The sequence below is a fragment of the Pseudomonas sp. PDM15 genome, from assembly GCF_014851565.1.
Lineage (GTDB): Bacteria > Pseudomonadota > Gammaproteobacteria > Pseudomonadales > Pseudomonadaceae > Aquipseudomonas.
The window spans coordinates 202,796-215,244 of sequence record NZ_JACVAA010000006.1 but is presented as its reverse complement, the minus strand read 5'-3'; the positions used below and the strand labels follow the sequence as shown (position 1 = coordinate 215,244).

Below are 12,449 nucleotides of genomic sequence, written 5' to 3'. Positions count from 1 at the left end.
CTACCGGGGGCTTCACCTGCTACCCGCTAAACCCTAATCTGCTTCTGTACGAAGTCCGAGCTCCTCCCCATGCCTGAGCCCTTCTCTCCCGCCTGGTGGCTACCCAGCCCGCACCTGCAGACGCTGTTCGGCTCGATTTGCCGCACACCACCTGCGCTTGCACGGCAACGCGAGCGGCTGTGGCTGGAGGATGGCGACTTCCTCGACCTGGACTGGCATGGCCCCCATGAAGCCACGGCGCCGCTGGTGCTGGTGCTGCATGGGCTGACCGGCTCCTCCAGTTCGCACTATGTGCTCGGCCTGCAGCAGCAACTGGCAGCCCAGGGCTGGGCCAGTGTGGCGCTGAACTGGCGTGGCTGCTCCGGCGAGCCCAACCTGCTGCCGCGCGGCTACCACTCGGGGGTCAGCGAGGACGTGGTCAGCGTGGTGCGCCATCTGCAGGCCAAGCGGCCGCTGGCGCCGCTGTACGCGGTGGGCTATTCGCTGGGCGGCAACGTACTGCTCAAGTATCTGGGTGAGAGCGGCACAGACTCCGGCCTGCAGGGCGCGGTGGCGGTGTCGGTGCCGTTCCGCCTGGACCACTGCGCCGAACGCATTGACCGCGGCTTCTCCAAGGTCTACCAGGCGCACTTCATGCGTGAGCTGGTGGCCTACGTGCGCGACAAGCAGCAGCGCTTCACCGACGAGGGCCATCACGAACGCCTGGCGGCACTGCAGCAGTTGGGTCCGCTGGAAGGCATGCGCACCTTCTGGGACTTCGACGGCCGGTTCACCGCGCCGCTGCACGGCTATGCCGACGCCGACGACTACTACCGGCGCGCATCCAGCCGCTACTACCTGGAGCGGATCCGCACGCGCACGCTGATCATCCAGTCCAGTGACGACCCCTTCGTTTTCCCCCACAGCGTACCGCAGGCCCAGGAACTGTCGCGCAGCACCCATCTGGAGCTGCACGGACGCGGCGGGCATGTCGGCTTTATCGGCGGCTCGCCGCGGCGGCCGGAGTTCTATCTGGAGCGCCGCATTCCCGCCTGGCTAGCTGGCGGGCGTTAGTCGGCCCAGGCGTTCAGCCAGCCCCAGCGGTGCGGGAAGCGTGCCGTCAGACCGAGGCGGTCGATGCGCCACTGCTCCGGCAACTCGCCCTGCAGGCGCGCCAGCACTCGCAGGTGACGGCTCGGCGCGCTGAAGGCCGGCTGCAGCTCGGCCGGCACTGCGATGGTGTCCTCGACCCGGCGGATCACCTCTGCCGGTAGGCGGCTGCCGTCGGGCATCAGCAGGCGGAAGCGCTGGCCGGGCACGGCGTACTCGGCGTCGCGCGGGTCGAGATAAACCCATAGCTGAGCCTCGTCCAGGCGGTGCTGGCGCAGCAGCAGGGTGCCCGGGCCGACATTCTCGCCCTCGGCCACCAGCACCTCGCTGACCACGCCGGGCGCCGCGGCTTCCAAGGTCAGGCCCTCGAGACGCGCCTGCAGCCAGGCGCGCTCGAGCAGGCGCTGCTGCTCGCCGGCGTCCGGTACCGTCACCACCCGCTGCTGACGCTCGAACTGCAGCAGGTCGCGCTGGCGACGATCGCGTTCATCGCGCGCCGCCTGCACCTCGCCGCGCGTGGCGGCGCCGGCCGCCTGCAGGCCGGAAAGCTGCCGCAAGCGCTGCTCGGCGCTGACCAGCAGACGCTGCAGAGTGTCGCGCTCACGGGCGCCCAAGGCGTCATCGGTGGGCACCACCGGCGGCGCCGGCGGCTCGGCCAGCAATGCCAGACGCGCGCGCCACTCCGGGTTGTCCAGGCGCACCAACACCTGTCCGGACGTCACCCGCTCGCCCGGGCGCACCAGCACCTGCTGCACCTGGCCCGGCTCACGGGCGCGCAGCTCGCTGGTGGTCAGCTGCAGCTGGGCCGGCGCCTCGATCAGCCAGACGCTGAGCAGCGCGCGGCCGACCAGCCACAGCAGCGGACTGGTGACGGCGAGCAGGATCAGGTACCAGCGCAGCTTGAAGGCCAGGCGCTTGCCGGGCGCGTAGAGCACCTGCAGGCCGTGGTCCTGGGTGGGTTGTTGTTCCTTCGAACTGCTGAAACGGATCTTCATGAAAGGCTCAGTGCGGGTAATGGGTCCAGTCCTGCCAGTCGATGCCGGTGACACCCACCGGCTGCAGGCGCACGCGCCAACGCTCGACCTGCTGCTGTAACTGACGGGGCGACACGCCGGCCCAGCTCTCCTCGGCGGACAGCTGCGGCTCGACGCTCTGCGCCAGGCGGAAGCGCAGGGCCGGCCAGCGCTGGGCGATTTGCTCGGCCAGCTCGGCGCTGCGTTCGGCATTGCGCGTGTAGATCATCAAGCTGACCTGCTGCACGCCGCGCTGCGGCAGGGCGCAGGGCACGCAGGTCTGCCCGGCGGCCGGCTCGGCGAACCAGCGGTGGTGGCTGGACAGCTCCAGCGGCCAGGGATTGAGGCTGGCCACTGCGGCCAGGGTGTCGAGCCAGCCCTGCAGGCGGCTGTCCGGTACCGGCCAACCCAGTTGCTCGACTTCCAGATCCAGGTGCAGGGCATCGAACGGCAGGCCCTGCAGCTGGCCGAGCAGGTTCAGCAGCCCCTGACGCCCGGCCGGTTCGATCCACGCCGGATCGCCCAGCAGCAGGCCGACCTGCAGGCCCTGGCCGTGCGCCTCGTCGAGGCTGCTCTGCAGGCGCTGGCGCAGGGCCGGGATATCCGCCACCTGGGCGGCGGACAGACCGACATAGATGCGCTGCATGCCGGCCCGGCGCAGGTCGCGCAGCTCGGCGCGGCGGCTGGAAGCCTGCAGCAGGCGGCGGCTGTCCCAGACATACACGCCCTGGCTCCATTCGCCGGCAGCGACAGCCGCCAGACTCCAGCGCTCACGAGCGTCGCCGAACAGGCTGGCCAACGCGCCATCGTCTTCGACGAACAGGCGCAGCGCCGCCTCGCGCAGCCAGGCCGCGTGCCAGGCGGCAATCAGGCGCAGGCCGGCGCCATAATGGCCCAGCTCGGCGGCCAGTTCGCCCTGCACGCCGCGCTCCAGCTCAGCATCGCGGCGCAGGCCCTGTTCGTGGCGCGCCTGCTGGGCCGCGCTCAGCTCCTCGCGGGCGCCGCTCAGCTCGTCCATCGCCGTGCGCTGGGCGCGCAGGGCCTGGCCGAGGCCGAGCAGCAGCTGCTCGCGCTCGGCCTCCAGGCGCGCCAGCGCGGCCTGGTGGCGCGCCTCGCCCTCACGGCCACGGGCCTTGCCATAGCTCAGCAGGTCGAAGGGCGCCGACAGGCTGATGCTGGCCACCAGGCCATCGCCGGGCTTGTCCGCACCGCTGCGGTCCTCGTAGCTCTGCGCCAGGCTGAAGCTGGAATCCACTGCGGAATACCAGGGCGACTGGCGATTGCGTTCGGCCTGGCGCAGCTCGTCTTGGCGCTCGCGCAGGCGCGGGTGGTCGTCCAGCGCCTGCTGCCAGGCGGCGAGCGGACGCATCTGCGGCGCCAATGGTTCGGCCTCGGCCTGCTGCTGGGCGTCGATGGCCTGGCCGGCGATACCGGCGAGGGCCGCGCGGGTCTCCTCAACCAGCTCCGGGGCGCGCTGACAACGGCGCTCCAGCAACTGCCATTGGCCCTGCTGCAGGCGCGCCTCGGAGGCCAGCAGCCAGCCCTCGCTCTGGCGCCGCTGCAGGCGCGCGCGGGCCTCGCGGGCGGCCGGCAGCAGGTCGCCGCACCAGCGCTGCTCCTGCTCGGCGCGCCACCAGTCGGCATAGGCGCTGCGCAGGGCCAGGCGCTGCTCGGCGCGGCGCAGCAGACCGCGGGCCTGCTGGCGCTGCTGCTCCAGCTCGACCGCCTCGACCGCCTGCACCTGGCGGCGCAGGCTGCCGAGCAGCGGGTGGCGCACGCCGAGGGCCAGGTCTCGGCCGTAGTAGTCGTCACGCACGTCCTCGGTGATCAACTCGCGGTAATGGCCGGTGCTGGCGGCGGAATACCACTGCCAGCCGGACTCGGCTTCGCGCTGCTCGCGTTGGGCCGCCAGGGCGTCCTGCTCGGCACGCCCGGCACGGGCCACGGCGCTGTCGTCGAGGCCGGCCAACAGGCTCTGCAGCGGCAGCGGTTCGGCCCGCGCCAGGCCGGCGGCCAGCAGCAGGCCGATCAGGGGAAGGGTACGCAGCATCTAGAACCTCTTGGCCTTCTTCAGCACCCACCAGGGCGCCATGCTGGTCTCCTCGTGGCCGCGGCGCAGCGCTTCGTTGAGCATCGCCACGGCGCTCCAGCAGCGCATCACCAGCATGAACAGGGGGAACAGGAAAACGATAGGCAACAATCGCAGGTCCTGGCGCGGCCGCTCGGAAACCATGGCCAGCATGGCCAGGTACATCAGCAGGGTCACTCCCAGGTAAACCAGGTAGATCAGAACGGCCAGCGCCAGGTAGTTGGCCAGCGGCAGGACGAACGCGCCGACCACCAGGTAGCCGAAGATGATGAACGGCAGCACCAGCTGGAAGAAGAAGCCGCTGACCAGGGTCATGAGGAAGTTGGACCAGCCGAGCAGGCGTGGGTTGAAGCTGTGGCGGTGCTTGCGGATGTACAGGAAGTACAGGTCGCCGTCCCAGCGCAGGCGCTGCATGAGGAACTGCCTGAAGGTGGTCGGCGCGTCGGTGTGGCCGATGGCGCGCGGCTCGAATGGAATGCGCAGGGGCTGGCGACCGAAGTAGTTCTTGATCCTCAGGGTGATGTCGAGGTCCTCGGCGGTGTGGGTGTCCCAGCCGCCGATCTTGTCGAGGAAGCTGCGGCGGAACGCGCCGAAGGCCCCGGAGACGTTGTTCACCAGGTTCCACTCGCTGAGGCCGATCTTCGCCATGTGGATCGACAGCAGGTACTCCAGGCCCTGCATCGCAGCCGTCAGCGAGGCCTTCCAGTTGCGCACCCGCAGGCTGCCGGCCACGGCCGGCACGTCGGGGTCGGCGAAGTGGCGGACGATGTTGACCACCATGTCGTTGTCGAACGAGGTATCGCCGTCCAGGGCCATGACGATCTCGCCGGTGCAGTGGGCCAGCCCGGAGTTCAGCGACGACACCCGGCCGCCGCGCTGCCATTTGGCGATCGGGCGCAGCAGGCGCCGCGGGTAAAGCGTGCGGTCGACCTGGAAATCGCGCACCGCCTGCATGGTCGGCTTGTTCACCGCGGCGCCGTCGACCACCGGGATCATCTCGATGTCGCCGGCGTAGGTCTGCTCGCACAGGCTGCGCAGGGTACTCTGCACGTCCAGCCCCTCGCTGTAGCAGGTGATGATGCACGACACCCGCGGCCGGTAGCCGTTGTCGGGCGGCAGCTCGAAGGGCTTGCGCACGAACCAGCGCAGCACACCGAGCAGCACCAGCATGTTGAGAGGCACCTCCAGCAGCAGAAAGGCCGGCAACAGGGTCACCAGCAGGCGCACCAGGCCGTCGCTCTTGCCGAGCTCGGTGAATAGCTGCAACCACTGCTGGACGACCGCCTCCATGGATCAGGCCAGCAGGCCGCCCAGGCGGGCAAGGAGCAGCGCGGCGTCTTCCTGGTCGACCAGTTCCTCGGGGGCAACGAAGCCGACCTGGCGCATTTCGACATGGGTGTCGGCATCGCTGGCCAGGCGTTCGGCGCCCTTGGCCAGGCGCTTCTTCACCACCTCGAGGCCGGGCGCATCGGTGTGCGGCATCAGCAGCCACAGCACTTCCTCGCTCAGCCGGCAGCAGCGGTCGGTCTCGCGCACCGCCTCCTGCAAGCGCTCGACCAGGCCGTCAATCAGCGCGTGGCCGCGCATCTCGCCTAGGCGTTCGAGGGTCTCCAACAGGTTGACGAAGCGCACCCCGAGCAGAGCGAAGTGCGGCGTCTTGTGCCGCCGGGTCAGCTGCAGCTGCCATTCCAGCAGCTCGTGGAAGCTGCGCTGCGACAGCAGGTTGAGGCGGCCGAACTGGTCGTTCTCCGCCGGGCTGGTGTTGAAACCCTGGCGGCAGCGCAGGCGCCCGGCCTCGGCCAGGCGGAAGTGGCGCACCTCGCGTACGCGCAGCTTGTCCGGCGCGTGGCGCTCGCCGCAGTCCAGACAGCGTGCCTCCACCGCGGCATCGACGAAGAACGCCTGGCAGCTGCGGCAGCGGTAGTTCTCCAGCGGCCGGTCGTAGTCGCTGCCGATGTGGCGCAGTCGGCTCAGACAGTTGGGGCAGAGCAACAGGCCGTCCTTGAGGAAATGCTCCTGGGCGCCGACGTGGCCGCAGGTGAAGCAGTGCAGCGACGGCTGGCGGGAGATGTCCAGAGCCTGGCACTCGGGGCAGACGTCGACGTAGTTGAGCCGGCCGGAGCCGCAGTCAGTGCATAGGCGCAGGCGGTCGAGCAGCGCGCCCTCCTCCAGCCAGCCCTGCTGCAGCATCAGCTGCAGCCAGGAGAAATCATTGACGGTCTCGCCGTCGCTGAGCGCTTCCAGCAGCGGGTAGCGATAGTGCTGGGCGACGCCGGCGTCGCGCACCGCGTGCACGTCGCCGCGCGAACGCAGCCACAGCCAGGCCAGTACCCGTGCCTCGAAACGCTCCGGCGCGGCGCCGCGGTTGAACAGGTGGAAGCGCTCCTGCCACAGGCGCCACAACGGCGTGATGGCTCCCAGATCGGCCGGCGGGCGGCCGTCGCCGAGAGCCTCGCACCAGGCGTCCTGGTCCTGGCAGCAATAGACCAGGGCGAAGCGATACTGCTGCTCCAGGCGCAGGCTGCGCAGCAGCTGGCCGGCGGAGGCGCCGGGCAGGTCGATCAGCAGCACGTCGTAGGCGGGCGCGGCCAGCAGACTGGTGAGGTCGGCGAAGCGATCCGGTTCCAGCCCATGGAAACGGGAGAAGGCAGCGCCCAGGACTGCGACACGGGGCGTGTTGGTCGGCATCAGTGCAACTCGAAGATCGACGAAGGCGGCAAACGGCCACCATGACAATGAGCAAATTTAGCATGACGCCGATTTAATGACGATTTTTCTGACGAGTTGTTCAGCTAGTGACGCAGTCGACACAAAGTTGACACCTGTTCACCCAACGACCACCTCCATCGGTACGTGCAGGCGCTGCAGCAGGGCCTGTACCGCGTCGCGCGCGGCGTCGGTGACGTAGCCGCTCTCCAGCGCGAGGATCTGGTACACACCGCGACGCATCAGCTCCTCGCTGAGATCGCCGGGATTGCTGCGGATGGTGCAGAGGAAGCGCACCCAGGAGGTGAGGATGATCCAGCTGTTGAGGGTCAGCGCCTCGATCTGCTGGGCGTCCATGGCCAGCACGTCGGCGGCGACGAAGCCATGGTAGATCTCGGTGGCGGCCTGCAGGCAGCGGTGAGCGAAGGCGCGGTAGCGCTCGGCCAGTTCCGGGTCGCTTTCCAGCAGGTGCTCGAGGTCGCGATGGAGGAAGCGGTAGTGCCACATGGCCGCCAGCAGCGCTTCCAGATAGAAGGTCTTGTCCGCCACCGTCAAGGCGCGGCCTTCGGGCAGGCGCAGGAATACCGCGACCCGACTCTCATACTCGGCGAACAGCTCGGCGATGATCGCCTGCTTGTTGCGGAAGTGGTAGTACAGGTTGCCCGGCGACATGCCCAGGTGGGCGGCGATGTGGTTGGTGGTGACGCTACGCTCGCCCTGGGCGTTGAACAGCTCCAGGCTGGCTTCGACGATGCGTTCGCGGGTCTTGTTCTTCGGGGCCATGGTTCGGCTCACGCGGCAAAGGGGGACAAAAGTACAGGGAAGTGCTCGATCTGACGACCGGCGCAGTCCTCGATTGACAGTTTAGAGCAATTACTCTAAAAATCATCCTCATCCACTCCGCCGTTCCCACAGAGGACGCTCCGCCATGGTCGCCGACGTTGCCTATCTCCAACAAAACCAACAGCAGATCGACGCCCTGGCGCCGCTACTGGCCGCCCAGCGTGCTGCCTACCGCGCCAATCCGATGCCCTCGGCCGAACAGCGCCGCGCCTGGCTCAAGGCCCTGCGCGATCTGATCCTGGGCGAGAAGCAGGCCCTGATCGATGCGGTGTCCAGCGACTTCAGCAACCGCGCCGCCAGCGAGACCCTGCTGGCCGAGATCATGCCCAGCCTGCACGGCATCGACTACGCCAGCAAACGCCTGGGCAAGTGGATGAAGCCCTCGCGCCGCCATGTCGGCATGGCCTTCCAGCCCGCCTCGGCACATGTGGTCTACCAGCCGCTGGGCGTGGTCGGCGTGATCGTGCCGTGGAACTATCCGCTGTACCTGGCCTTCGGTCCGCTGATCGGCGCCCTGGCCGCCGGCAACCGGGTGATGATCAAGATGAGCGAATCCACGCCGGCCACCTCGCAACTGATCAAGGACCTGCTGGCCAAGGTGTTCCCCGAGGACCTGGTGGCCGTGGTGCTGGGCGAGGCCGAGGTCGGCCAGGCCTTCTCCCGCCAGCCGTTCGACCATCTGCTGTTCACCGGTGCCACCAGCATCGGCAAGCATGTGATGCGCGCCGCCGCCGAGAACCTGGTGCCGGTGACCCTGGAACTGGGCGGCAAGTCGCCGGCCATCGTCTCCGCCGAGGTGCCGCTGGATGACGCCGCCGAGCGCATCGCCTTTGGCAAGACCATGAACGCCGGGCAGACCTGCGTGGCGCCGGACTATGTGCTGGTGCCGCAGGACCGTGTCGAGGGCTTCGTCGCCGCCTACCGCGCCGCCGTGCAGCGCTTCTATCCGAAGCTGGAAAACAATGCGGACTACACCGCGATCATCAACGAGCGCCAGCTGGGCCGCCTCAAGGGCTACATCAGCGATGCCGAGGCCAAGGGCGCGCAACTGGTCCCGCTGTTCCCCGGCGATCAGGGTCGCCGCATGGCCCACAGCCTGGTGCTCAACGTCAGTGACGAGATGAAGCTGATGCAGGAGGAAATCTTCGGCCCGCTGCTGCCGGTGGTGCCCTACCAGCGCCTGGACGACGCCTTCGCCTACATCAACGAGCGCCCGCGCCCGCTGGCCCTGTACTACTTCGGCTACGACAAGGGCGAGCAGCAGCGTGTGCTGCACGAGACCCATTCCGGCGGCGTGTGTCTGAACGACACCCTGCTGCACGTGGCCCAGGACGACATGCCATTCGGCGGCGTCGGTCCGTCCGGCATGGGTCACTACCATGGCCACGAGGGCTTCCTGACCTTCAGCAAGGCCAAGGGCGTGCTGATCAAGCAGCGCTTCAACGCCGCGCGCTTCATCTACCCGCCTTACGGCACGGCGATTCAGAAGCTGATCCAGAAGCTGTTTATCCGCTAAGGGGCGCAGATGAGCGATATCTCCAACGCCGCGCCGCAGCTGTCGCGCCGCGGCCTGCTCAAGGTCGGCCTGCTGGGCGGCGCCTTCCTCGCCACCGCCGGGGTCACCGCCAGCCTCAGCGGCTGTTCGGCCGGCGGCCCTGCCGCCGGTTTCGCCGTGCTGCGCGGCAGTGATTTGCCCAGCCTGCGCGCGCTGATCCCGGTGGTGCTGGAGGGTGCCGTACCAGCGGAAGCCATGCAGGCGGCGGTGGACGCCACCCTGCAGGGCATCGACCACAATCTGCATCACCTGTCGCCGGAACTGCTCAAGCTCACCCAGCAGCTGTTCGACGTGCTGGCCATGACCGTTACCCGCGGCCCGCTGACCGGCATCTGGGGCAGCTGGGAAAACGCCAGCGCGGAAGACATCCGCCAGTTCCTCGCCCGCTGGGAGCACAGCTCGCTGGACCTGCTGCGCATGGGCCACGCCTCGTTGCTGCAGGTGGTGCTGATGTCCTGGTATGCCCGGCCCCAGTCCTGGGCCCATTGCGGCTACCCCGGCCCGCCCCAGTTCTGACGCCTACCTCGTCCCTTTGCAGAATTACAAGAAAAGAGCCTGAACATGCCTGTACCCGATATCTTCCGCGACGGCCTGGCCCGTGGCTGGACCACCTATGACGGCTCGCGCCTGGAAAAAGACCTGCTGCTGGAGGCCGACGTCGCCATCATCGGCAGCGGCGCCGGTGGCGGCACCACGGCGGAAATCCTCAGCGCCGCCGGGTTCAAGGTGCTGCTGATCGAGGAAGGTCCGCTGAAGACCAGCAGCGACTTCAAGATGCAGGAGGCCGACGCCTACCCGCAGCTATACCAGGAAGGCATCGGCCGCATGAGCAAGGACGGCGCCATCACCATCATGCAGGGTCGCGCCGTGGGCGGTACCACCTTGGTCAACTGGACCTCCAGCTTCCGCACCCCGGAGCCGACCCTGGCCCACTGGGCCGACGCCCATGGCGTGAAGGGCCACGGCGTCGCAGAGCTGGCGCCCTGGTTCGAGAAGATGGAGCAGCGCCTGGGCGTCGCGCCCTGGGCCATTCCGCCGAACCCGAACAACGCGGTGATCAGCGCCGGCTGCGACAAACTCGGCTATGGCTGGAAGGTGATCCCGCGCAATGTGCGTGGCTGCTGGAACCTCGGTTACTGCGGCATGGGCTGCCCGGTCAACGCCAAGCAGTCGATGCTGGTCACCACCATCCCGGCTGCGCTCGACCAGGGCGGCGCCCTGCTCTACCTGGCCCGCGCCGAACGCCTGATCCACGACGGCAATCACGTCAGCGGCCTGGAATGCCTGGGCATGGACGAGCGCAGCGTGGCGCCCAATGGCCGGCGCATCATGGTCAAGGCCCGCCACTACGTGCTGGCCGGCGGCGGCATCAACTCGCCGGCGCTGCTGCTGCGCTCCAAGACGCCGGACCCGCACGAGCGGGTCGGCAAGCGCACCTTCCTGCACCTGGTGAACTTCTCCGCGGCGCAGTTCGAGCAGGTCATCAATCCGTTCTACGGCGCGCCGCAGTCAGTGTATTCCGACCACTTCCAGTGGGATGACGGCGCCACCGGGCATATGTCCTACAAGCTGGAAGTGCCGCCGCTGCAGCCGGCCCTGGCGGCCACCCTGCTCGGCCGTTTCGGTGTCGACAACGCCATGCGCATGGAGCAGCTACCGCACACCAACGTGATGCTGGCTTTGATGCGCGACGGCTTCCACCCGGACAGCGCCGAGGGCACGGTGGAGCTGCGCGGCGACGGCACGCCGGTGCTCGACTACCGCATGACCGACTACACCTGGGACGGCCTGCGCCGGGCCTTCCACAGCATGGCCGAGATCCAGTTCGCCGCCGGCGCCAAGGCCGTGCTGCCGGTGCATGCCCAGGCCGAGTACGTGAAGAGCCTGGCCGAGACCAAGGCACTTATCGACCGCCTCGACCTGCGCCTGTTCCAGACCCGCCTTGGCAGCGCCCATGTGATGGGCGGCTGCGCCATGGGCGAGGACCAGAAGATGGCGGTGACCGACAGCCTGGGTCGCCACCACCAGCTGGAAAACCTGTCGATCCACGACGGCTCGCTGTTCCCCACCAGCATCGGCGCCAACCCGCAGCTGTCGATCTACGGCCTCACCGCCAAGCTCTCGACCCTGCTGGCCGAGCGCCTGAAGGCCTGAACCATGGCGAACAAGCTGATCGCCCTCCTGCTGCTGGTCGCCGGCATCATCCACCTGCTGCCGCTGGCCGGCGTGCTGGGCGGCGAACGGCTCAACGCGCTCTACGGGTTGGCGCTGGACGAGCCCAACCTGCAGATACTCATGCGCCACCGCGCGGTGCTGTTCGGCCTGCTCGGCGCCTTGCTGGTGGCAGCTGCCTTCATTCCCGGGCTGCGCACTCTGGCGCTGCTCGGCGGTCTGCTTAGCGTCATCAGCTTCCTCCTGCTGTCCTGGAGCGCGCCGCTCTACAACGAGGCCTTACGCCGCGTGGTAGTGGCCGACTGGGTGGCCCTGGCCTGCCTGCTGCTGGTGCTGCCGCTGCACTGGCGCCTGGCCGCTGGCGGCCACTGAGGATTTCCTCTGCTTGGCCGCGGGGGAAACGCTGCGCTACCATCCGCGCACTTCAACCGCTCCGAGCAGGACTTCGCGATGAATCGAGTGTTGTACCCGGGTACCTTCGACCCCATCACCAAGGGCCATGGCGACCTGATCGAGCGCGCATCGCGTCTGTTCGACACCGTGATCATCGCAGTCGCCGCCAGCCCGAAGAAGAATCCGCTGTTCCCTCTGGAGCAACGCGTGGCGCTGGCCCGGGAAGTCACCGCGCACCTGCCGAATATCGAGGTGGTCGGCTTCTCCACGCTGCTGGCGCACTTCGTCAAGGAACAGAACGCCAACATCCTGCTGCGCGGGCTGCGCGCGGTGTCGGACTTCGAGTACGAGTTCCAGCTGGCCAACATGAACCGCCAGCTGGCGCCAGACGTGGAAAGCATGTTCCTCACCCCGTCGGAGAAATACTCCTTCATCTCCTCGACCCTGGTGCGCGAGATCGCGGCGCTGGGCGGTGACATCAGCAAGTTCGTCCATCCGGCGGTGGCCGAGGCCCTGGCCGAGCGCTTCAAACGCTGACCTTCGAGACTCCGTCCGGGTGACCCCGGTCGCCCGTGCGTGGCGCGATGCC

Annotated in this window: 11 protein-coding genes; 6 read left to right on the top strand and 5 right to left on the bottom strand. The window is 68.4% G+C overall.

Annotation, left to right across the window (positions count from 1 at the left end; all coding sequences use genetic code 11):
• Positions 1-69: 69 nt before the first annotated feature.
• Positions 70-1,053, top strand: a complete 984-nt coding sequence (locus IB232_RS17715; RefSeq protein WP_192399904.1) for a hydrolase — start codon at positions 70-72, stop codon at positions 1,051-1,053.
• Here IB232_RS17715 and IB232_RS17710 read toward each other — a convergent pair.
• The 5 genes from IB232_RS17710 to IB232_RS17690 all read right to left on the bottom strand — a co-directional run bounded on the left by IB232_RS17710 (position 1,050) and on the right by IB232_RS17690 (position 7,680).
• Complete coding sequence (locus IB232_RS17710) at positions 1,050-2,084, bottom strand: HlyD family secretion protein (RefSeq protein WP_192399903.1); 1,035 nt, start codon at positions 2,082-2,084, stop codon at positions 1,050-1,052. The genes IB232_RS17715 and IB232_RS17710 overlap by 4 nt on opposite strands.
• 7 nt (positions 2,085-2,091) lie before the next feature.
• Positions 2,092-4,152: a TolC family protein gene (locus tag IB232_RS17705; RefSeq protein ID WP_192399902.1), complete on the bottom strand. Its 2,061-nt coding sequence runs from the start codon at positions 4,150-4,152 to the stop codon at positions 2,092-2,094.
• The gene (locus IB232_RS17700; protein WP_192399901.1) at positions 4,153-5,481 is read right to left on the bottom strand and encodes a glycosyltransferase family 2 protein; all 1,329 of its coding nucleotides are present in this window, start codon (positions 5,479-5,481) and stop codon (positions 4,153-4,155) included.
• Between the two features lie 3 nt (positions 5,482-5,484).
• Positions 5,485-6,879, bottom strand: a complete 1,395-nt coding sequence (locus IB232_RS17695) for a diguanylate cyclase domain-containing protein (RefSeq protein WP_192399900.1) — start codon at positions 6,877-6,879, stop codon at positions 5,485-5,487.
• 138 nt (positions 6,880-7,017) lie between these two features.
• Complete coding sequence (locus IB232_RS17690; protein ID WP_192399899.1) at positions 7,018-7,680, bottom strand: TetR/AcrR family transcriptional regulator; 663 nt, start codon at positions 7,678-7,680, stop codon at positions 7,018-7,020.
• Between the two features lie 145 nt (positions 7,681-7,825).
• Between IB232_RS17690 and IB232_RS17685 the strand changes: the two genes are divergently transcribed.
• From IB232_RS17685 to coaD, 5 genes are all read left to right on the top strand, one after another.
• Positions 7,826-9,256: a coniferyl aldehyde dehydrogenase gene (locus IB232_RS17685; RefSeq protein WP_192399898.1), complete on the top strand. Its 1,431-nt coding sequence runs from the start codon at positions 7,826-7,828 to the stop codon at positions 9,254-9,256.
• 9 nt (positions 9,257-9,265) lie between these two features.
• Positions 9,266-9,811 (top strand): twin-arginine translocation pathway signal protein, encoded by a 546-nt coding sequence (locus IB232_RS17680; RefSeq protein ID WP_192399897.1) that lies wholly within the window; start codon positions 9,266-9,268, stop codon positions 9,809-9,811.
• Between the two features lie 45 nt (positions 9,812-9,856).
• Complete coding sequence (locus IB232_RS17675) at positions 9,857-11,449, top strand: GMC family oxidoreductase (RefSeq protein WP_192399896.1); 1,593 nt, start codon at positions 9,857-9,859, stop codon at positions 11,447-11,449.
• Positions 11,450-11,452: 3 nt separating this feature from the next.
• Positions 11,453-11,839, top strand: a complete 387-nt coding sequence (locus IB232_RS17670) for a phosphopantetheine adenylyltransferase (protein ID WP_192399895.1) — start codon at positions 11,453-11,455, stop codon at positions 11,837-11,839.
• Between the two features lie 78 nt (positions 11,840-11,917).
• Positions 11,918-12,397: a pantetheine-phosphate adenylyltransferase gene (gene coaD, locus IB232_RS17665; RefSeq protein WP_192399894.1), complete on the top strand. Its 480-nt coding sequence runs from the start codon at positions 11,918-11,920 to the stop codon at positions 12,395-12,397.
• Positions 12,398-12,449 lie beyond the last annotated feature (52 nt).